General features: G+C 70.7%; 23 protein-coding genes and 1 pseudogene. 10 read left to right on the top strand and 14 right to left on the bottom strand.

The annotated features are described in order from the left end of the window. Positions 1 to 83: 83 nt before the first annotated feature. Positions 84 to 635, bottom strand: coding sequence for a hypothetical protein (locus tag HWY45_RS11990; protein WP_059881612.1), 552 nt, complete (start codon positions 633 to 635; stop codon positions 84 to 86). A gap of 290 nt (positions 636 to 925) precedes the next feature. On the opposite strand from HWY45_RS11990, the gene HWY45_RS11985 reads away from it, so the two are divergent. Then, complete coding sequence (locus HWY45_RS11985; protein WP_059557840.1) at positions 926 to 1411, top strand: HrpB1 family type III secretion system apparatus protein; 486 nt, start codon at positions 926 to 928, stop codon at positions 1409 to 1411. A gap of 117 nt (positions 1412 to 1528) precedes the next feature. Here the strand turns inward: HWY45_RS11985 and HWY45_RS11980 are convergent, their stop codons facing one another. After that, the gene (locus HWY45_RS11980; RefSeq protein WP_059810026.1) at positions 1529 to 2140 is read right to left on the bottom strand and encodes a GNAT family N-acetyltransferase; all 612 of its coding nucleotides are present in this window, start codon (positions 2138 to 2140) and stop codon (positions 1529 to 1531) included. Positions 2141 to 2413: 273 nt separating this feature from the next. On the opposite strand from HWY45_RS11980, the gene HWY45_RS37410 reads away from it, so the two are divergent. Beyond that, positions 2414 to 3526: a hypothetical protein gene (locus tag HWY45_RS37410; RefSeq protein WP_230946938.1), complete on the top strand. Its 1113-nt coding sequence runs from the start codon at positions 2414 to 2416 to the stop codon at positions 3524 to 3526. A 58-nt stretch (positions 3527 to 3584) separates the two neighbouring features. On the opposite strand, the gene HWY45_RS11970 is transcribed toward HWY45_RS37410, so the two are convergent. The 12 genes from HWY45_RS11970 to sctU all read right to left on the bottom strand — a co-directional run bounded on the left by HWY45_RS11970 (position 3585) and on the right by sctU (position 14296). Continuing rightward, positions 3585 to 5021, bottom strand: coding sequence for a helix-turn-helix transcriptional regulator (locus HWY45_RS11970; protein ID WP_059881466.1), 1437 nt, complete (start codon positions 5019 to 5021; stop codon positions 3585 to 3587). A gap of 224 nt (positions 5022 to 5245) precedes the next feature. Further along, on the bottom strand, positions 5246 to 5701 hold the full coding sequence (locus tag HWY45_RS11965) for a CesT family type III secretion system chaperone (RefSeq protein WP_059810021.1): 456 nt from the start codon (positions 5699 to 5701) through the stop codon (positions 5246 to 5248). Positions 5702 to 5791: 90 nt separating this feature from the next. Further along, positions 5792 to 5968, bottom strand: a complete 177-nt coding sequence (locus tag HWY45_RS11960; RefSeq protein WP_006762820.1) for a hypothetical protein — start codon at positions 5966 to 5968, stop codon at positions 5792 to 5794. Between the two features lie 115 nt (positions 5969 to 6083). Further along, positions 6084 to 6335 (bottom strand): hypothetical protein, encoded by a 252-nt coding sequence (locus HWY45_RS11955; protein WP_059881464.1) that lies wholly within the window; start codon positions 6333 to 6335, stop codon positions 6084 to 6086. A 13-nt stretch (positions 6336 to 6348) separates the two neighbouring features. Further along, positions 6349 to 7347 carry an HrpD5 family protein gene (hrpD5, locus tag HWY45_RS11950; RefSeq protein ID WP_059881462.1) on the bottom strand — a complete coding sequence of 333 codons (999 nt, stop codon included), beginning with the start codon at positions 7345 to 7347 and terminating at the stop codon, positions 6349 to 6351. Positions 7348 to 7501: 154 nt separating this feature from the next. Continuing rightward, positions 7502 to 8386: a hypothetical protein gene (locus tag HWY45_RS11945; RefSeq protein ID WP_059881460.1), complete on the bottom strand. Its 885-nt coding sequence runs from the start codon at positions 8384 to 8386 to the stop codon at positions 7502 to 7504. After that, on the bottom strand, positions 8383 to 8646 hold the full coding sequence (gene sctS, locus HWY45_RS11940; protein ID WP_059557854.1) for a type III secretion system export apparatus subunit SctS: 264 nt from the start codon (positions 8644 to 8646) through the stop codon (positions 8383 to 8385). The genes HWY45_RS11945 and sctS overlap by 4 nt, the downstream gene beginning before the upstream one ends. 39 nt (positions 8647 to 8685) lie before the next feature. Beyond that, positions 8686 to 9336 carry a type III secretion system export apparatus subunit SctR gene (gene sctR, locus HWY45_RS11935; RefSeq protein WP_059557856.1) on the bottom strand — a complete coding sequence of 217 codons (651 nt, stop codon included), beginning with the start codon at positions 9334 to 9336 and terminating at the stop codon, positions 8686 to 8688. Continuing rightward, on the bottom strand, positions 9323 to 10501 hold the full coding sequence (gene sctQ / locus HWY45_RS11930; protein ID WP_059881458.1) for a type III secretion system cytoplasmic ring protein SctQ: 1179 nt from the start codon (positions 10499 to 10501) through the stop codon (positions 9323 to 9325). Before sctQ ends, sctR begins: the two co-directional genes overlap by 14 nt. A 32-nt stretch (positions 10502 to 10533) precedes the next feature. Beyond that, positions 10534 to 11145: a type III secretion system protein SctP gene (sctP, locus tag HWY45_RS11925; RefSeq protein ID WP_059881456.1), complete on the bottom strand. Its 612-nt coding sequence runs from the start codon at positions 11143 to 11145 to the stop codon at positions 10534 to 10536. After that, positions 11142 to 13214, bottom strand: coding sequence for a type III secretion system export apparatus subunit SctV (gene sctV / locus HWY45_RS11920; protein ID WP_059557862.1), 2073 nt, complete (start codon positions 13212 to 13214; stop codon positions 11142 to 11144). Before sctV ends, sctP begins: the two co-directional genes overlap by 4 nt. Continuing rightward, a complete protein-coding gene (gene sctU / locus HWY45_RS11915; protein ID WP_059881454.1) occupies positions 13211 to 14296 on the bottom strand; it encodes a type III secretion system export apparatus subunit SctU in 1086 nt (361 codons plus the stop codon). Before sctU ends, sctV begins: the two co-directional genes overlap by 4 nt. Positions 14297 to 14532: 236 nt before the next feature. Between sctU and HWY45_RS11910 the strand changes: the two genes are divergently transcribed. From HWY45_RS11910 to sctT, 8 genes and pseudogenes are all read left to right on the top strand, one after another. Then, positions 14533 to 15102, top strand: a complete 570-nt coding sequence (locus HWY45_RS11910) for an HrpB1 family type III secretion system apparatus protein (RefSeq protein WP_059557866.1) — start codon at positions 14533 to 14535, stop codon at positions 15100 to 15102. Positions 15103 to 15115: 13 nt separating this feature from the next. Continuing rightward, positions 15116 to 15532, top strand: a complete 417-nt coding sequence (locus HWY45_RS11905; RefSeq protein ID WP_059881452.1) for a type III secretion protein HrpB2 — start codon at positions 15116 to 15118, stop codon at positions 15530 to 15532. Between the two features lie 2 nt (positions 15533 to 15534). Then, positions 15535 to 16383: a type III secretion system inner membrane ring lipoprotein SctJ gene (gene sctJ, locus HWY45_RS11900; RefSeq protein WP_059881450.1), complete on the top strand. Its 849-nt coding sequence runs from the start codon at positions 15535 to 15537 to the stop codon at positions 16381 to 16383. Beyond that, entirely contained in the window at positions 16380 to 17054 is a 675-nt protein-coding gene (locus HWY45_RS11895) for a type III secretion protein HrpB4 (protein WP_059881448.1), read from the top strand. The genes sctJ and HWY45_RS11895 overlap by 4 nt, the downstream gene beginning before the upstream one ends. Then, complete coding sequence (gene sctL, locus HWY45_RS11890) at positions 17039 to 17755, top strand: type III secretion system stator protein SctL (RefSeq protein ID WP_059881446.1); 717 nt, start codon at positions 17039 to 17041, stop codon at positions 17753 to 17755. The genes HWY45_RS11895 and sctL overlap by 16 nt, the downstream gene beginning before the upstream one ends. Further along, the gene (gene sctN / locus HWY45_RS11885) at positions 17752 to 19083 is read left to right on the top strand and encodes a type III secretion system ATPase SctN (protein ID WP_059557876.1); all 1332 of its coding nucleotides are present in this window, start codon (positions 17752 to 17754) and stop codon (positions 19081 to 19083) included. The genes sctL and sctN overlap by 4 nt, the downstream gene beginning before the upstream one ends. Then, positions 19080 to 19598, top strand: a complete 519-nt coding sequence (locus HWY45_RS11880) for a type III secretion protein HrpB7 (RefSeq protein WP_059557878.1) — start codon at positions 19080 to 19082, stop codon at positions 19596 to 19598. Before sctN ends, HWY45_RS11880 begins: the two co-directional genes overlap by 4 nt. Further along, a pseudogene (gene sctT, locus HWY45_RS11875) lies at positions 19595 to 20392 on the top strand (type III secretion system export apparatus subunit SctT); the annotation flags it as partial. The gene HWY45_RS11880 and the pseudogene sctT, both read left to right, overlap by 4 nt. Between the last annotated feature and the right edge of the window lie 63 nt (positions 20393 to 20455).

Genomic DNA, 20455 nt, shown 5'->3' with positions numbered 1-20455 from the left:
CCGCGGCGCGGCGGCGCAAGCGCGCAGTGTGACCCGATTCGAAAGCGCTTGTCCAGTGCCGCCGTGCCGCGTCGCCCGCACGATCAGAAGTCGGCCTTCTGGTCGATGTCGCCCGCGCTCACCGTCACTTCGTCCTGCGTGAACTCCATGTTGCCGCCCGCGCCGCGCTTGCCGACGTTCGCGTTCATCAACGGGTTGCCGCCGGTCTCGAGACGCTCCAGTTCCTTCGTCGCGCCGGAGTTCAGCTTCACGGTGCCGTCCTTGTCGACGACGCCGACCGAATTGCCGCTGCCGTTGTACAGGTTGCCCTGCGAGTCCATCTTCAGGTGCAGCGCCTCGCCGCCTGCCTTCGTGTTCAGCTTCACGTCGCGCATGTCCTCGCCGGGCTTGCCGCCCGTCGTCGTGTGGTTCGTCGGGCTGTGGCCCCCCGTCGGCGTGTTGCCGCCCGTCGGCGTGTTGCCGGACGAATCGTCGCCGACGCTCGTGTCGTCGCCGTCGCCCGAATCGTCCTGCATCAGCAGCTCCTCGATTTCGTGGAGCAGTTCGTCGATCTTCTGATCGCGGCTGCTCGTCGGCTTCGACGACTGGTACTGCGCCGGATTGAGGGCATGGTTCGAAATGCCGTTAACGCTCATGACCGTCTCGCTATGAATGTGCATCGATTGAGGGAAAGGGAAAGGAACGCGCGCGGCCTTCGTGTGCCCGCGGTTCGACGACAAGCTTAGGCAGCATGTGCGCGGACGCCGCGCCGCGCGCGAAGCGGCGTCGCGGCGTCCGAAACGATCGGCCGTGGCGCGCTTGCCGCGGCGGCGCGCCACGCCGCGCTTCGTCACGGATGACGCCGCTTCGCACGCGCCGGCCGCGCGCGCGCGCATGGCGGCGATCATCGTCGACGGATCATCTCTACTCGACGCATCGCACCGACATGGCGATCAAACCGTGCAACAAGGCCGCCTTGCGCGCGCTGCTCTCGGTCTATTCGGCCGGGCTGCGCGCCAGCGCGCACGCCGACCTCGACGAATTGCTGCTCGCGCTGCGTGTGCTGCAGCCGCGCAACGCCGCGATCGACCTGTGCGACGTGCGGCTGCGGATCAGCCGGCGCGACTGGATCGGCGCGCTGCACATCCTGCGCACGCTCGAAGACCAGGAGCGCGGCACGCCGCTGTGCGCGGCGCTGCAGAGCTGGTGCCTGTATGCATTGCAGGACGACGACTGGCGGCGCTATGCGCAGACGGTGGTGCTGTCGGGGGATCGGGCGTCGACGGTGCTCGTCGGCCGGTTCCTGAAAGTGGACGCGCTCGCGGAAGGCGCCCGCATGCACGACGACGACGTCGCCGCGCGCATCTCGCTACTGCTGCGGCTCGATCGCTACCAGTGGGCGCGGCATGTGCACGCGAGCGGGATGGAGTGAAGCGGATGCATCGAAACGGGCGGGATCGTTCGACATCGGCGGCGCACGGTGCCGGCGCACGCGCGGATGCTCGCGGTCACGCCCCGTTCGAGGGTGCCCGCCCGAGCCGCCGGCTGCTCACGCCGCACGCTTCTCCGACGCCTGCGCGTCGTGCGCCGCCGCGCCCTCGCCCAACGGCATCGGCGCCTTCGTGATCGCGAACAGGTAGCTGTCGCCCGCGCTCATCCCGAGATTCGGACGCGCCTCATAGTTCCGCACGACGCCCTCGCGAACGAAGCCGAGCTTCGGCATGAACGGCGCGGCGCGGCCCGTCACCGAGCAGAACGCCTCGATCCGGTAAACGCCGGGTTGCGCGATCAGCCAGTCGAGGAAGCTGCGCAGCATCTCCGACCATGCCCGCGTACGCACCCGCCCCGGCGCGAAGCTCGTCACGAGGCCGATTTCCATGCGCGGCAAACGGCCGTGCAGTTCGAGCGTGCCGATCAGGCGGCCGTCGCGCTTCTCGAACAGCCCCCAGCAGAAAAACGCGCCGCTGCGCCAGCCGTCGGCGAGACGGGCGATGCTTGCCCGGGTTTCATCGACGCTGCGATGCGTCGGCCAGGGCAGATCGAGCGTCGTCGCCGGATCGCCGAACAGCGCGTCGAAGGCTTCGGGGGCGTCGTCGTCGGTGAGCGGGCGCAGGTGAAGGCGATCGGTTTCGATCAGCTCGGGCGGACGGATGGCGTTCATCGGGGGCTCCGGTTCAGGGAAGGGACGCGTCGATTGTCGGGTGCCGGCGCGCGGGTGCGCCGCGTGTATGCGAAGACGCGGTGACGGGCGCGAATCGCGATCGTGCGCGCCGCGCCGACGACGTTCGCGATGTCCGCGACGTTCGCGCGCGGGTGCGCCGCTTCGCGCCGCGGCCGCCCGCGGCGCACCGACCCCGTACAGTGCCACCGTGCGCCGACCCTGCCCGTCGCTCGACGGGACATGCGGCACACGCATTTCTACAGGAGCCGTATCGTGATTCGAACCGACGCCCGGTCCGTACCGACCACCACGGACGCGGGTCAAGCCGACCGCGTCGGCCTGTCCGGAGGCGCGAACAGCGCGGTCACGCTCAAGCGGAGCAACGCGATCCGCGCCAAGCCGCCGGGGCTGACGTCGTCGGGCAATCCGGTGCAGCGGGCGCGCATGTCGCACAAGCGCGGCGCCGTGCCGTCCAGCCAGTCGTCATCGGCGGCGGTCCGTTCCGATGCGTCAAAAACCCAATCGCCGCCGAAGCCCGCCGACAAGCAGGCGTCGCTGCTCGAAGCCACGCCCGCCGAATTGCAGGCGGTCGCACATATTCCGGTTCTGCAGCCGGCCGTGCTTCATTCGGCGCCCTCGCACGAAGGCAACCTTATCGACCTGAGCGATCCGCCGGCGACGCCCAAGCCCACCGGAACGCCGCCGTCGTTGCTCGAAGCAACACCCGATGAATTGCGGGCGGTCGCGCATCATCCGGTTCTACAACCGACCGTGCTGCATGCCACCCACGCGCACGAAGGCAACCTCATCGACCTGAGCGATCCGCCTTCGACGCCGAAGCCCGTCGGAACACCGCCGTCACTGCTCGAAGCGACACCCGATGAATTGCAGGCGGTCGCGCATCATCCGGTTCTGCAGCCGACCGCGCTTCATTCGGCGCCCACACACGAAGGCAACCTCATCTACCTGAGCGACGCGCCTTCGACGCCCAAGCCCGCCGGAACGCCGCCGTCACTGCTCGAAGCCACACCCGACGAATTGCAGGCAGTCGCACATCATCCGGTTCTGCAACCGACCGTGCTGCATCCCACCCACGCGCAGGAAGGCCATCTCATCGATCTGAGCGACGCGCCGCAGGCAACCGGCCCCGCACACGCGCAACCGGCGCCGTTCGGGGCCGCGCACGGATCGCACGGCGCCCCTGGTACGCCGGCATTCGCCGCATCCGGCATGCCGAGCCCCCAGCAGATCGAGCACGAGACCCGGCAGGCGATCGAGATGCAGCGCGCAGTCGGCTTCGCGAAACAGCTGCTGGCGGTGGCGGAGATGGTCAACAGCTTCAGGATGAAGCTGATCGACATGATCAGGAAGGCGGTGTCGTCGTAATGCGTGCCCGCGACACCGAAGCGATGCGGCGACGCGCCAGGCATCGCCGCCTGCATCCTCAACGGCCGGCCGTCTGCGACGGCGCTTCGTCGAACATGCGCCGATAGCCGTTGACGAGCGTCGACCGATGCTGGATACCCCAGCGGCTCGCGACCTCCAGCACGCTCGCCGCGCCCGGCGCATCGGACAGCAGCTCGCCACGAATCCGCTCCATCCGCTGGCGCCGGATCAGCTCGCTCGGCGACAGCCCGAGATAGGTCTTGAATGCCGCCTGCAGCGCGCGCTCGGTCACGTCGATGTGCGCGGCGATCTCCCGCACCGACAGGTCGCGCTGGTCGAGCCGCTCCATCAGGTAGCGATACGCGCGCCGGTACTTGCCGGGCAGCCGCGCGCTGACGTCGTCGCTCGGCGCGGCCGCCTGCGTGCCGCAGCGCGCGATTGCGAGCGCGGGCGCCAGCGCCGCGCCGTCCGAGCGCACGTGCCGCACCGATGCGAGCGCATAACGCGCATACAGCGACGACGATTCGCGAATCCGCCCCTGCTGCTCGCGCACCTTCGCCGCGCAATACAGGTAGTCGAGCGTCCAGCGCACGTGCGAGCCGCAGCGCCCGGCCGCGTCGCGATACGGCGCGATCATCGTGTCCGCGAGATTCGGCGCCTGGCCGGCGAGCGCCGCGAGCGCGACTTCCAGGCGCACGCTGCGCTGGTAATCGACGAGCCCGGCCTTCGCGCACCAGCTCACGTGCGCGTCGATCTGCGCGAGCGCCGCGTGGTCGCCGGATGCGAGCGCGCACGCCTGCCGCAGGTAGTCGACGCGCATCCGCAGCAGCGGCAGCGCATCGGCGCCCGCCGCCGGCGCAGCGGTTTCCGCGAACGCCGACAACGGCATATCGGCGAGCGCGGAGCGCCAGTAGACATGGTCGCCGAGCGCATCGGCGCGGCCGATCCGGTATTGCAGCAGCAAGTCCGCGCGCAGCGCGCCCGCGAGCGGCTGCCAGCGCGGATCGGCGTCGCGGGCGGCGGCGTCGAGCACGTCGAGCGCCGCCATCGCGTCCTCGGCGCGGCCGAGATGATGCATGACGACGCACTCGCCGACGAGGCTCTCGAGCTTCTGCGCGGCGCTCGCCGCGCGATCGTCGGCGATCCGCCGGAAGCCCGCCTGCGCGACGCCGAAGCGGTTCTGGAAGAACGCCTGCCAGCTCGCGTTGCGGCAGGTCATCACGCGCGTCTGGTCGCGCGAATCGCGCAGCAGCTTCTGCGCGCGGCGGAACGTTTCCTCGGCTTCCTCGAATCGGCCGAGCACGAGCTGGATGTCCGCGTACGCGTGAACATCGCGCACGTCGGCGGCCGCATCGCCCGGCTCGGCTTCGCAGCGCGCGGCGACGAGCGCGGCCGCGTCGGCGAAGCGGCCGTCGAGCACGCGCGCCGGATAGGCGTCGGTCGACGACGGATTGGCGAGCGCGGCGGCGGCGGCGAAATAGAGTGTCGAAAACATGGCGGATCCTCTCGGCAAGCGGGTTCGAATACGAAGGGTTCGGGCTCGATCCGCGCGCCGTGCCGCCGCTTGGTACGGGGCGCAGCGCGTGGATGCGTGCCGCTATCGTCTCGTTCGCGCCGGATCCGCGCAGCAGTTTGTGACGTTCCGTTACGATTGGGCTACCCGCAGGGATCGCCAGTCGCGTCTCCTCATCGAGCGCGCCGGCCGCCACGCGCTTGCCGCTACACCCGCAGCCAGAAGTATTCGCCGGACGCGATGCCGCCGAACATCTCGTCGCCCGATTCGATGATGTTCTGCCGCCAGTAGCGGCCGTGCTCCGCGTAGTGCGCGAACAGGTTGGCGACCGTCTCGCCCGTCACGTCCGGCGTGAGCGGCAGCCGCATCAGCAGCACGATGCTGCCCGTATCCGCGTCGATCCCGAGCTGCGCCTGGTCCTGCGCGTAGATCAACAGGTTCGCCTCGAGCAGCAGCCGGTACACCGCGAGCGTGCGGCCCGCGCTGACGATCCCGAAATGGAAGTTCACGTACATCGACTCGGGATCCTCGTCGAAATACTCGATGCGCACATCGAAGCCCTCGACGTCGATCGTGCGCGTCTCGAGCACGTATTCGACGTCCGGCAGATCGACGATCGCGCACACCTCCGTGATGACCTGCACATAACGTTCCCAACTCATGACCGTTCCACCCCGGTATCCGGCTGCCGAAAAGAAACCAGCCGGCGCTCGCGCGCCGGCCGGACAACACGATGCCGAACGGCAACCGGCTTACTGCGCCGGCTTCGACGCGTCGGAGACCATCTTCGTCGCCTGTTTCTTCACGTCGTTTTCCGCCTTCGTCATTTCCTGCATCTGCTGCAGCTTCGTCGCCGCTTTCGAAAACGCGATGCCTGCCATCGTGTCCTTGGTCATTTCGCCCAGTGCACCGCCTACCAATGCCGACATGATTACTCTCCTGAATGTGCGTGATTCGTTCACGCGTTGACAAAGATCCGGCCCGCCGCCCGACCGGGCGACTCGCCGCTTTTTTGCCGCGCAGCGCGCGGCGAAACCGTGGCCGCTATGCGGCCGTCATGTTCGCGTCGTGCAGCGTCGCGACGATCCGCTGCGCCGCCAGCAGCCCGCGATAGATCTTCTGCATCGCATCGCGATCGAAATCGCTCGCCGCCTGCGCGGTGGCCGCGCTCACCCGCTCGGCCGTCTCGCCGAGCGCCTGGCGCAGCGTGCCGATCCGCATCGCCCCGTCGGGCGCGCCAAGCGCCTGCTCGAGCGGCCCGCATGCGTCCGCTGCCTGTTCCAATGCTTCGTACATGCTGCTTCTCCTGTCAGTTGAGGTCCGGCGCGCCGTCAGCCGGCGCGCCCGCAAACACATGCTTCACGCCGTCCGGCGTCTCGATGTAGCGCACGTCGCCGATCTCGAGCATCCCCGAGTAAGCGACCGGCACCGGCGCATCGCCGGACTGGTGCGCATCGACGTCGATCGCCCGCACGTTCGGCCCGACGTCCGCGCGCACCCGCTCGACCGCCGCGCGCAGCCGCGCGACGTCCGGCACGACGCCCGACACCCGGAAGCGCCCCTGCCCCGCATACGCGACCGTCGCGCCCGACACGCCAAGCGATTCGCCGATGCTCTGCGCATCGTCCTGCGCGACGTCGTACTGGCGCTCGACGCGGTGCGCGGCGAGCCGGTCGAGCAGCTTGCGCGCGGCCAGATCGTCGGCGGGCGTCGCGACCATCCCGGTGACGGCGACCATCGCGCCGCGCGGCGCGGCATGCAGCTCCGCGTAGCCCGCGCCTTTGAGCGCCGCGCCCAGGCGATTCGCGAGCGCGTCGGCGGTCTCGACCGGCGGCGGCGCACCCGGATGCGCGCTCGCCAGCATCGCGCCCATCGCGAGCAGCCCGGCGACGAGCGCGCCGCCTGCCGCCGCGCACGCCGCGAGCTTGCGCTGCGCGCCGCGCCGCGCCGCATCGGCGCCGGGCGGCGGCGCCCACAGCGTCGCGAGCAGTTCGAGATCGCCCGGCCACGCGCCGTCGGCCGGCCCGACGCAAAGCGCGGTCTCGCCGAACGGCACCGGCACGAAGTCGAGCATCAGCAGCGGCGAGCCGTCCGCGTCGAACGGATCGGCGGCCGTCTCCGGCGGCACCGGCGTCGCGCGCCGCGCGCACGTCACGCCCTGCGCATCGATCGACAGCAGCAGATCGCCGTCGCGCCAGTCGGTGATGCGAATCTCCGCGTCCTCGCCCGCGCCGATCCGGTGCTCGCCCGCGTCGAGCGCGATTTCCGCGCCGGCGTGCAGCCCGGTCAGGATTCGCAGCAGCTTCATCGGTGGCTCCTTTACGTTGCGTGGTGCGGTTCACTTGCGTCGGCCGAATCGATCGCACTGCATCGTTCGTCCATGTAGCCAGAATAGTTCGATGCGGCCTCGCAGTTGCTTCGTCATGCGAATTCATCGCCGCATTTGCGAAGCGCCGCGACGCTCACGCATTCGGCCGCTGCGCGACCGACACGCCGCCGCGCAGCGTCTCGACGCCCGCGATCGCGCGTGCGAGCTGCGGGCTCGTCGACGGACGCTCCGCGTTGAACACGAGCAGCGGCAGCAACAGATAGTGCGTGCGCGCGCGCTCGCTGCGCGCGATCGACGCATCGCGCGGCGCGCCGCCCGCGCTTTGCATCGCGTCGAGCAGCACCTGCTTGACGCCGCTCCAGCCGATCGGCGTCAACGGGCCGCTGCGCAGGCGCGCGGCGAGCAGATCCGCCTGGTGATTCAGCAGCGCGGCCGTGACGTGCGCGCCGGGCTGCGCATCGACGCGCCGGCCGAGCTGGAGCAGCGTGTCGGCCCACAGGTGCCGCAGCGCATGCTCGCGCTGCGCCGCATCGGCGAGCGTGCGGGCGATGTCGCTCAGCGCGCGCTGCGCGGGTGCAGGCGCGGAAGCCGGCCGCGCCCGCGCCATGCGCACGCGCGGCAGCACAGCGACCGTCCCCTGTTCGCCGTCGCGCTCGTCCTGATCGCGCTGCTGCCGGCCGCCGCCCTGCCCGCCCGAATGCCGGTCGTGCTCGTCATGCGGCGCGACGTGCGCATGCGGCAGCGTCGATTCGTCGCCGCCGTCGAACGATTCGTCCTGGCTCTCGGCGCGGCGACGCCGGCGCGAGCCCGCCGCGGCCGTCTTCGGGCGCGGCTTGAGCTTCGCGAGCATCTGGTTGCGCGCGGCGAGCGCGATCGCCTGATAGCCGTTCGAATAAGTGAAGCGCGTGCCGTACTTGCCATAGGTGGTCGCGGTGCGCGCGCGCACCGGCCGGCGTCGCCGCGGATCGGGCTTCGGCGCGTGAATCGCCTGCGCACTCGCATGCGTCACGCGGCTCACGACGGCACCGCCGCGGAAAGAAGCTGCTGCGCGAAATGCAGGATCTCGGCGGCCGCCCACGGCCCGGCGACCGCGACGGTCACCGTCACCGCGACGAGCTTCACGCCGTACGAGATGCTCTGCTCCTGCAGCGACGTGATCGCCTGCAGGAACGAGATCGCGAGCCCGGATGCGGCCGCGACGAGCACGACGGGCAGCGAGATGTATAGGCATAGCATCATGCCTTGCGACGTGAGCCGGATCAGGTCGTCGATGTCCATCGATGAATCTCCTCGGGATCGGGAAACGGAAATGGCGATTCAGGCATAGGTCAGCACGAGGCCGTGCACGAGCGTCGACCAGCCGTCCATCACGACGAACAGCATCAGCTTGAACGGAATCGCGACGTTGGTCGGCTGCACCTGGTTCATCCCCATCGACATCAGCACGTTCGCGATCACGAGATCGACGATGATGAACGCGATGTACAGGATGAAGCCGATGCGGAACGCGTCGGTCATCTGCGCGAGCGTGAACGCGGGCGCGAGCACGATCAGGTCGTCCTCGCGCAGCTGCGCGGCCGCGGCCTTCGGCCAGACCACCGACGCGGAGCGCAGGAAGAAGCGCTTCTCGCGCTCGCGCGAGTGCGCGGCGAGGAACTGGCGGAACGGCTCCTTCGCCGCGCCGAACGCCTGCAGCATCGCCTGCGTCGGCTGCGGCGACAGCGCCTGCCCCTGCAGCTGCTGCTGCGCGGCGAAGCCGATCGGCGCCATGATGTACAGCGACACGAGGATCGCGATGCCGTTCAGCACCATGTTCGGCGGCACCTGCTGCACGCCGAGCGCGTTGCGCAGCAGGCCGAGCACGACGACGATCTTCGCGTACGACGTGACCACCATCGCGATGAACGGCACCATGCTCATCACGAGCACGGCGATCAGCAGGCCGGTGATGTCGTTAAACTGAACCATCGTCGCCTGCCATCCGGTCGATCCGCACGCCGAGATGCGCGCCCACCGCGACGAGCCGGCCGCCGCCGATCGCCTGGCCGTATGCGACGAGCCGCACCGGCACGTCGCGCGCGGCGAGCGGCAGTTCGAGCACGTAGCCCGGCCGCAGCGCGGCCAGCTCGGCGATCGACAGCGACAGCGTGTCGATCTCGACGTGCACGGGCAGGTCGACGTCGCCGAGGCTCGCCCGCTCGGGCGCGGCGCCCGGCGTATCGGCGTCCGGCGTATCGGCCTGTGAATCGGCTCGTGAATCTGCGGGCGAATCCGCCGGCAGGTCGCCCGCGACGATCGGCTCGTCGAGATCGTCGGCGGTATCGGGTGTATCGATCATCGTCATCGTGGTTCCCTCGATCAGAACGGTTGCATGCCATTGCGTCGCGCGACGCGCGCCCCACCATGCGTGCAGCGGGCCCGCCCGCGCGGCGCCGAGCGCGGCCGGCGCCAGATCCAGCAGCACGTCGCCCGGCCGCAGGCTGCGCAGCACCGCGAGCGGCAGCCTGCGCGAGCCGAGCCGCACCCGGCCGGGCAGGCGCACGCGCGCGAGCAGGCCCGCGGCGTCATGTGTCCGCTCGCCGCGCAGCCGGGCCGCGAGCGCGTCGAACCACGGCATCTGTGCGTCGAGCAGCGCGCAGCGCATCGGCGCGCCGTCGAGCGCGAACGACAGCACGCAGCGGGCCGCGTCGAGCGCCGCCGCATTCACGGCGCGCAGCCCGCCGATCGTCACGCCGTCGAGCCCCGCCGCCGCGAACGCGGCGACGAGCGGCGCGAGCAAGGCCGACGCGAGCGCCGTGCGCAGCGACACGCTGGCATCGCCGCGCGCGTCGAGCGCCGGCGCGGCCACGACGTCGAGCGCCGGAAACGCCGCGAGATCGATCGCGACGCGCGCGGTCGCGCCGTTCAGCCGCAGCTCCAGCACGCCGGGGCGCTCGAAGCGCGGCCGCTCGTCCAGCGCCGCGCGCCAGCCGGACATCGCCGGGAAGCGCGCGAGCCACGCGGCGAGCCGCGCGTCGGCGACGATGCGCGCGAGCGCCGCGTCGAACGCGCTGCATGCGGGCAGCGGCAGTGCGGCATCGATATCGCGCGGCGCTGCGGTGTCGGGTTCCAGTTCGATCGGCTCGGTATCCATCGTCGCGATTGGTCGGGTTCGGTTGCGCGCGCTCAGTCGACGTCGATCTCGATCGTGCGCGGCGTGCCGTGATGCGCGAGCAGCGTGTCGAGTCGCGCATGCAGCGTCGCGCCATGCGTGCAGAGTAAGTGCCGCGTCGCCGCGTCCGGCGTCTCGAACCGAAGCCGCAAGTCGAAACGCGAAAGAACCAGATGCAGCAGCGTGTCCGGCAGCAGCGCCGCATCGAGCGGCAGGCTGATGTCCCACTGTCCCGCCGTGTCGTCGCCGCACAGGGCGGCGATCTCGGCCGCGAGCGTCTCGGCCACGCGCACCATCCGCTCGCGCTGCGCGAACACCTGATTGACGAACGCATCGGAACCCGCGCACGCGCGCGCCATCGCTTCGCGCCCGAGCGCGTCCGGCAATGCGTCCGGGTTCCGCTCGAACGACGGCGGCGGGCCGTCGCGCCACGGCGTCGATGCATCGCGCCACCGCTCGTCGCCGGCCGATGCGCGTTCGCCGGCCGGCGCGACGCGCGAGCGCCGCAGCAGTTGCGCATAGTCGAAGCCGCGCCGGGCCGCGCGCGCAGCCGTCGGCGATCCGCCCGCTTCGGCCACCGGCTCGCCCGCGATGATCCGCACGGGCCTCAGGTCGGCGGCGCTCATGCCGGCGCCGCCGACGGCATCGTCACGCGGCCGACCGGCTGCAGCTCGACCTGGTCGCCGAGCTCCTGGTACGAATAGACCGGCAGCCAGCCGAGCCGCGCCTCGATCATCCGCCGCGTGTAGCGGCGCACGTCCATCGACGTGACGAGCGCGACGTCGTGGCGCGGCGTCTCGCCGACGAACGACGCGACGCTGTCGACCAGATAGCGGACCTGCTCGGGCGGCAGCGCGAGGAAGTTGCCGGCGGGCGTCTGCTTGATCGACTGGCGGATATGCTGTTCGACCGGCAGGTCGAGCAGCACGGCCGGCAGTTGCCGCGTGCCGCGCGACGCGCGATACGCGAGGTAGCGCGACAGGTCGCCGCGCACGTATTCGGCGAGCATCAGCATGTCCTTCTCCTTCGGCCCCCACGCGACGAGGCTCTCCATGATGTCGCGCGCGTTGCGGATCGGGATGTGCTCTTCGAGCAGGCGGCGCAGCACGTCGGCGATCCGCTGCGTCGGCAGCGCCTTCTGCACTTCGGCGACGAGCCCCGGATAGTCGATGCCGAGCTGGTCGAGAATCCACTGGGTTTCCTGGATGCCGAGGAACAGGTGCGCGTTGCGCCGCAGCAGCGCGATCGTCTCGTGCGCGATCACCTGCTCCGCGCGCCACGCGCGCGCGCCGGCCGGCACCGCCTTGTCGTCGATCCAATAGCTCTCGGCGAGGCCACCCGCGGGCCCGCGCTTCGTGCAGCGGCCGGCGAGCGCCGGGTCCGACGCCGCGTCGGGCAGCATCGTCTGGTCGGCGGGCAGTTCGAACCGCGCCTGCGGCACGTCGCGCATCAGGATCTCGCAGGTCGCGTCGGGCAGCGCGTCGCTGGTCCACAGCGTGATGCCCGGAAACGGCAGCCCCTGCTCCTCCTGCAGCTTCGCGCGCTCCTCGTCGAACGCGCGATCGAGCGCGGCGGGCGCGAGCCGCGCGACCAGATCCGGCGACACCCGCACGCCGATCGCGCAGGTGAACAGCGGCGCGCGCGGCAGGATCGACGGCGTGCTGCTCTTCGCGCCCGCGCGCTGCAGCGCGATCACCGGCTCGCCGCGCGCGGTCGTGCGGCGCGCGCCCTTCTGCAGCCGGTAGCCGGCGAACGCCAGCATCGCCGACAGCAGCACGAACAGCATCGCCGGAAAACCCGGCACCGCCGCGAAGCCGACCAGCAGCACCGCCGCGAAATACAGCGCGCGATGGCTGCCGCCGAGCTGCTTCGCGATCTCCGAGCCGAGCGACGCGCCGTCGCCTTCGTCGTGATCGTCGGCGACGCGCGTGATCATCACGCCGGCCGCCACCGAGATCAGCAGCGACGGAATCTGCGACACCATCGCGTCGCCCACCGACAGGATCGAGAAGCGGTTCGCCGCGTCGCCGGCCGTCATCCCGTGGTACATCACGCCGATCGCGATGCCCGCGACGATGTTGACGAGCGTGATGATGAGCCCCGCGATCGCGTCGCCCTTCACGAACTTCATCGCGCCGTCCATCCCGCCGTGCAGCTGGCTCTCCTTCGCGAGCGTCGCGCGCTTGCGGCGCGCCTCGTCGGGCGTCAGGATGTTCGCGCGCAAGTCCGCGTCGATGCTCATCTGCTTGCCGGGCATCGCGTCGAGCGTGAAGCGCGCGCCGACTTCGGCCACCCGCTCCGAGCCCTTCGCGATCACGATGAACTGCACGGTCGTGATGATCAGGAACACGACGAGGCCCACCACCAGATTGCCGCCGACGACGAGCTCGCCGAAGCTTTCGATGATGTCGCCCGCGTTCGCGTGCAGCAGGATCGACTTCGTCGACGCGATGTTCAGCGACAGCCGGAACAGCGTCGTGAACAGCAGGACCGACGGAAACACCGACAGCGACACGATGCTGCCGACATACATCGTCACCATCAGCAGCGTGACGCTGATCGCGATGTTGATGCCGAGCAGCACGTCGATCACTTCGGGCGGCAGCGGCAGGATCATCAGCGAGACGATCGCGACGATCAGCATCGTGATGCCGACCTCGCCGCCGGCGGGAAGTTTGAGGGTTTTCAGCGTCATGACGACCTCGCGATGGGAGCGACGGCGGCATCGGCGCGCGTGCCCGCGACCGATTCGACCCAGCGCAGGATCGTGGCCACCGTCTCGAACAGTTCTTCGGGAATCGCCGCGTCGCGCTCGACGCGGTACAGCGCGCGCGCAACGGGCGGGTTGCCGACGATCGGCACGCCTTGCGCATGCGCGTGGCGGCGCAGCGCGAGCGCGCCGTCGTCGACGGCCTTCTCGATCACCCGCGGCAGCGGATGCTCGTCGGGCGCGTAGCGGATCGCGACCGCGTAGTGCGTCGGGTTGACGACCAGCACGTTCGCCTGCCCGACCTTCTGCCGCGCCGGCGCGCTGGTCGCGATCTCGCGCGCGAGCCGGCGGCGCTCGCCCTTCGTGTGCGGATCGCCTTCGCTCTCCTTGTGCTCGCGCTTCGTCTCTTCCTTCGTCATCCGGTTGTCGCGGATGAACATCACGCGCGCGAGCTTGTAGTCGGCCGCCGCGAACACCGTGACGACCAGCGCGACCACGCCCAGCAGCTTCATCAGCACGGTCCACAGCACGCGCGACAGTTGCGGCGTCGCCTCGTACACGCTCGCGACGACCAGCGGGAACAGCGACGTCATCAGCTTCCAGATCACGCACGCGAGCACGATCGCCTTGACGATCATCTTGACGAGCTCGATCAGCGACTTCATCGAGAAGATCTTCTTGATCCCCGCCATCGGGTTGATCGCGTCGAACTTCGGCATCACGGGTTCGAGCGTGATCATGAAACCCGCCTGCGGCGCCTGCGACACGATGCCCGCGACGATCGCGGCGGCGACGAACGGCAGCATCGTCAGCGCGGCGCTCGCGGCAAGGTCGTGCAGCGCCGAGAACGTTGCCTGCGGCGTGCGATCGCCATTCACGAAATCGAGCGCCGTGCGGATCGTGCGCGTCAGGCCGCCCAACAGCAACGATTCGCCCGCGCTCAGCACGCCGATCACGGCCGCGAGCGTCACCGCGTCGGCGACGTCCTTGCTCTTCGCGACCTGGCCCTTCTCGCGAACTTTCTTCAGCTTCCGCTCGGAAGGCTCTTCGGTTTTCTCTTCGGCCATCGCCGCCGTTCCTGTCGAGAGTCGGACATGACGCGTACGTTAGCGGCGCACGAACGCGCAGGCGCTTGCCGACCCGAAGCGGCGCCGTCGGGCGCGAAGCGCACGACGCCGCTTCGCGCCGCGCGCGCACGCTTCGCATCGGCGCCCGGCCGGCCGCGGCGCGCTGCTACCTTGCGCCTCATACGCCTTTCCCTCAACGACATGCGCCGCTCGCGCGGCGCCACGGAGCGCACACCATGGACGAATCCCGGCCGACTTACCTGCGATGCAGCCAAGCGGCGCTGAACGAACTGATCGACGCCGCGAGCCTTGCGCTCGGCGGCGCGCTCGACGGCCCGGCCGCCGATCCGTACGACATCGGCCTGCTGATCGACGCGCTGCGCGTGCTCGCGCCGCAGCTGCCGGCCGCCGACATGTTCGACGGCATGCTGCACGTCGCGCTCGGCAACTGGGACGACGCGGTGCGCGTGTTCGCAGAAATAGCGAACGGCACGACCAACGCGATCTACGGCAAGGCGCTGCTCGCGTTCGCGCTGCAACTGAAGCGCGACCCCGAATGGCGGATCGCCGCCGACGAAGTGCTGGCGGCCGGCAGCCCCGCTCAGGCGGTCGCGCTGGTGCGTGCGCTCGAACGGCAGCACGACGTGATGCTCGCGAAGGAACATGCGGACCGCACGGGCGTCTGGGAATTGCCCGAATCGGCCGCCGCGGCGAACGGCGATGCGACCGGCGCCGCACCCGCGAACCCGGCCGGCGGCTTCGACGCGCAGGCCGCGTTCGCGCATCAGCAATATCTGCGTCTTTGACGAGGAGGCCGACATGACCGCCCCGCTTTCCCCGACCGACCTGACTCGTGCGCTCGACGTCGCCTTCTCCGACGCGGCGGCGGCGCCCGCCGGCGCCACGAGCCACGTCCCGCCCGAGGTTTCGCCCGACGTCGCCGGCCGTTTCCAGGCGCTGATGTCGAACGCAACGCCGACGCCGCCCGTCTCGCACGCGCAGGAAGGCAGCGCGATCTCGAAGCTCGTCGAGACGTCGGACGCCGCGATCAGGCAGACGCTCGACAACGCCGCGTACCTGAGCCAGCACGCGGACGAGCTGTCGATGAACCAGATGTTCGCGGCGTCGATCCAGGCGTCGGCCGAGGCGACCGCGATGCAGATCGACCTGCAGGCGAAGATGGGCGTCGTCACGTCGACGAAAGATGCGATCGGCTCGCTGATGAAGAACCAATAGCCATGAACCGACTCCATCCCCCGATCTCCGCGCGCGGCCGCCGCCGCATGGCCCGGCTCGCCGCGCTGCTCGCGAGCGCCGTGCTCGTCGCCGGCTGCCAGCAGGAGCTGTACGGCGGCCTCGCCGAGCGCGACTGCAACGAGATGATGGCCGCGCTGCTGCAGAACGGCGTCGACGCGCAGAAGAAGTCGCCCGACGGCGGCAAGACCTGGACGCTCGCCGTCGACGACAAGCAGATCGTCAAGGCGATGGAAGTGCTGCGCGCGCGCGGGCTGCCCGCGACGCGTTACGACGATCTCGGCGCGCTGTTCAAGAAGGACGGCCTCGTGTCGACGCCGACCGAGGAGCGCGTGCGGTTCATCTACGGCGTGTCGCAGGAGCTGTCGGACACGCTGTCGAAAATCGACGGCGTCGTGGTCGCGCGCGTGCACATCGTGCTGCCGAACAACGATCCGCTCGCGCAGGTCGCGAAGCCGTCGTCGGCGTCGGTGTTCATCAAGTACCGGCCGAACGCGAACCTCGCGACGCTCACGCCGCAGATCAAGAACCTCGTCGTCCATAGCGTCGAGGGGCTGAAATACGACGAGGTGAGCGTCACGTCGGTCGCCGCCGAGCCGATCGATCTCGTGTCGGCCGCGCAGCCGTCCGCGCAGAAATCCGGCGGCGTCGCGCTCGTCGGCGTGCTGATCGCCGTCGTCGTGTGCGTGTTGCTCGCGGCCGGCGGCGGCGTGCTGTGGTGGCGCGCGCGCAAGCAGGGCGGCGCGGGCGCGGGCGGCCTCGCCGCGCGGCTGCGCGGCGGTGGCGGCGGCGATGCGAACGCGGCTGCTTCTCAGCAGGCCGCCGCGCGATGAGCGGCGGCGCGACGGTCGCGAGCGTCGCGACGCGGGCCGCGTGGCTCGCCGGCTACGACACGAACGCGCGACGCGCGGCCGACTGGGTGCACGCGAGCTGGCACGGCGCGCTCGCGCCGCTCGTCGCGACGATGCATGCCCATGCGCCCGCGCTGCGCGCCGCGTGCTCGCTGCGGCTGCTGCGCACGCTCGGCATTGCGTCGCCGTCGCTCGACGGCTTCGATGCGCCCGCGAACCGGCTCGCCGCGCTGCCCGTCGCCGACGCGCTGCGGCTGTTGCGCGTGCGCGCGCTGCTGCGGCGGCGCACCGAGCTGCGCCACTGGATCGACCGGGCGAGCCGCGAACGGCTTGCCGGCTGGGTCGGCGCCGACGGCTGCCGCGCGCTGGCCGCGCTGCCGGATGCGCCGCGCGCGCGCGATCTCGACCGGCGCGAGCCGGCCGCGCCGCTCGCGCAACTGTCCGGCGACGACGTCGCCTGGGAAGGCTGGTGCCTGTTCGAGCACGAACGGGCGTGGTCGGCGGCGGGGCCGATGCGCATCGTGCGCCTCGCGCTGCCGCGCGACGCCGTGCGCCCGCCGTGGATCGAACACGCTGGCGCGAGCGCCGACGGCGCGACGCTGCTCGCGCGCCTGCCGTCGCTGTTTCCGGAGTGGTCATGGCTTTTTGGCTGAAGAACCGACAGATCCCGCTCGCCGACGATCTCTGCATCGACGCGCCGCACGGCGTGCTGCGCCGCGACGCGTACGAGACGGTCGAGGCGCTCGACGCCGCGCTCGACGCGCTCGCGGCGGAACGCGACGCCGTGCTGCGCACGGCCCGCGACGACGCCGCGCGGATCGCCGCCGACGCGCGTGCGCAGGCCGACGCGCTCGTCGCAGCAGCGCAGCGCGAGCACGACAGCGCCTATGCGCGCGGCTACGACGCGGGCCGCGCGCAGGCGATCGCCGACTGGCACGCGAAAGCGGCCGATTCGTTCGAGCAGGAGCGCAACGTGCGCGACCGGATGCGCGAACGGCTCGCGGAGCTCGTCGCCGCGGCCGTGCAGCAGATGGTGCGCACGGAAGACGCGCGCGGCCTGTTCGCGCGCGCGGCGGAGACGGTGGAGCGCGTCGTCGCCGGCGCGAGCTACCTGACGGTGCGCGTGTGCGACGCCGATTACGACGCCGCGCGCGAGCAGTTCGGCTTGCTCGCCGACGCGTGGCGCCGGCAGGGGCGCAACGTGCCCGTCGACGTCGTGGTCGAGGCGCGCGTCGCGCGCGGCACCTGCGTGTGCGAATCCGACTTCGGCACCGTCGACGCGAGCCTCGACACGCAGCTGAATGCGATCCGCGCGGCGCTCGCCCGCGCACTCGACGACGCGGGGCGCGCATGAACGCGCTGACCGACCTGTCCCGCGTCGCCGACGCGATGGCCGCGCGGCTCGCGATCGAGCCCGCCGTCGGCATGACCGGCAAGGTGCTCGAGGTGATCGGCACGATCGTGCGCGTCGTCGGCCTCGAGGCGACGCTCGGCGAGCTGTGCGAGCTGCGCAGTGCGTCGGGCGTGCTGATCCAGCATGCGGAAGTGGTCGGCTTCACGCGCAACGTCGCGCTGCTGTCGCCGTTCGGCACGCTCGGCGAGGTCAATCGCGGCACGCGCGTGATCGGCCTGCGACGGCCGCTGTCGGTGAAGGTCGGCCACGGCATTCTCGGGCGCGTGATCGACAGCTTCGGCGAGCCGATCGACGGGCGCGGCCCGCTCGACTACGACGCGCTGCGCCCGGTGCTCGCGCCGCCGCCGAACCCGATGTCGCGGCGCATGGTGGACGCGTCGCTCGCGACCGGCGTGCGCATCGTCGACGGCCTGATCACGCTCGGCGAAGGCCAGCGGATGGGGATCTTCGCGCCCGCGGGCGTCGGCAAGAGCACGCTGCTCGGGATGTTCGCGCGCGGCGCGTCGTGCGACATCAACGTGATCGCGTTGATCGGCGAGCGCGGCCGCGAAGTGCGCGAGTTCGTCGAGCTGATCATGGGCGAGGACGGCATGGCGCGCTCGGTGGTCGTGTGCGCGACCTCCGACCGCTCGTCGATCGAGCGCGCGAAGGCCGCGTATGCCGCCACCGCGATCGCCGAGTATTTCCGCGACCAGGGCAAGCGCGTCCTGCTGATGATGGATTCGCTGACGCGCTTCGCGCGCGCCGGCCGCGAGATCGGCCTCGCGGCCGGCGAGCCGCCCGCGCGGCGCGGCTTCCCGCCTTCGGTGTTCGCCGAGCTGCCGCGCCTGCTCGAACGCACCGGGATGGGCGAGCAAGGCTCGATCACCGCGCTGTATACGGTGCTCGCGGAGGACGATTCCGGCAGCGACCCGATCGCCGAGGAAGTGCGCGGCATTCTCGACGGCCACATCATCCTGTCGCGCGACATCGCCGCGCGCAACCAGTATCCGGCGATCGACGTGCTCGGCAGCCTGTCGCGGATCATGCCGCAGGTCACGACGCGCGAGCACGTCGGCGCGGCCGGCCGGCTGCGCCAGCTGCTCGCGAAGCATCGCGAGATCGAGACGCTGCTGCAGCTCGGCGAATACCAGGCCGGCAGCGACCCGGCGGCCGACGAGGCCGTCGCGAAGATCGACCGGATCCGCGCGTTCCTCAACCAGCGCACCGACGAGTACATGGCGCCCGAAGCGACGCTCGCCGCGCTGCACGCGCTCGTCCAACAATGAAGCACCGCACGCAACGCGCGTTCGAGACGCTGCTCGCGCGGCGCGAGCAGCGCGGCGCGAAGCTGCGCGACGCGCAGGCCGCGCAGCGCGCCGAACGCGACGCGGCGGCGGCCGAGCTCGCGCAGGGCGAAGCGCACGCGCACGCGAAGCTCGACGCGGCGAATCGCTATGCGGCGCGCGTCGACGCGATGGCCGCCGGCCACGCGCCGTTCACGATCGGCGATTACGCGGCATGCCGCCGCTATCGCGACGTGCTGCTCGACGAGCACGCGCTTGCGAGCGCACAGTGCGCACGGCTGCGTGCGGCCTTGCAGGCGAAGCTCGACCAGCTCGCCGCGACCGCGCGCCAGATCGCGCGCAACGACGCGCAGATCGACGTCGTGCGCGAGCGGATCCGCCGGCTCGCGCGCGCGGCCGACGCAGCCGCCGAGGACGTGCAGGACGAGGAGATCGAGGAAGGCGTGCTCGCGCGCCGGCTCGCGGCCGCGCGGGCATCCAACGAGACGGACGCATGACGACCTACGACATCTTTCCGCTGCAGCACCTGGGCGACGAATTCATCAGCTTCATCGTGCTGCTTGCGCTGTCGAGCGAGCGGCTGCTCGTGATCATGACGATCCTGCCCGCGACCGCCGACAACGTGATGAAAGGCCCGATGCGCAGCGGCGCGGCCGCGGTCTGGTGCCTGTTCGTCGCGTGCGGGCAACAGGCGCTGCTGCCGCAGCTTCACGGCGCGTTCCTCGTGATCGCTTGCGCGAAGGAGGCCGTGATCGGGCTCGTGCTCGGCATCGCGGCGTCCACCGTGTTCTGGGCCGCCGAGGCGATCGGCACCTACGTCGACGATCTCGCCGGCTTCAACAACGTGCAGATGCAGAACCCGAGCTCGGGCGCGCAGACGTCGCTGATGGCCACGCTGTTCGGGCAACTGACGATCGCGTCGTTCTGGCTGCTGGGCGGCATGACGTTCCTGCTCGGCGCGCTGTATGAATCGTATGCGTGGTGGCCGCTCGGCTCGTTCGATCCGGTGCCCGCGCCGCTGCTCGAAATGTTCGCGCAGGCGCGCATCGACATGCTGATGAACATGGTCGCGCGGATCGCCACGCCGATGATGGCGATGCTGCTGCTCGTCGACCTGGGCCTGGCGTTCGTGTCGCGGTCTGCGCAGAAGCTCGACCTGATGAACGTCAGCCAGCCGCTCAAGGGCGCGATCGCGGTGCTGATCGTCGCGGTGCTGGCGGGGAGTTTCGTCAGCGAGATGCGCGGGCAGATTTCGCTGGCGGGGCTCGCGCAGCAGGTGAAGCAGCTCGCCGGTCACTAGCGGGAAATCTGCAGGAAGCGCGCATCGGCGCTCATGTCGTTTGCCGGGGGGTAT

This window comes from Burkholderia stagnalis, from assembly GCF_902830275.1.
Classification (GTDB): domain Bacteria; phylum Pseudomonadota; class Gammaproteobacteria; order Burkholderiales; family Burkholderiaceae; genus Burkholderia; species Burkholderia stagnalis.
This window is presented reverse-complemented; position numbering and strand designations above follow the sequence as displayed.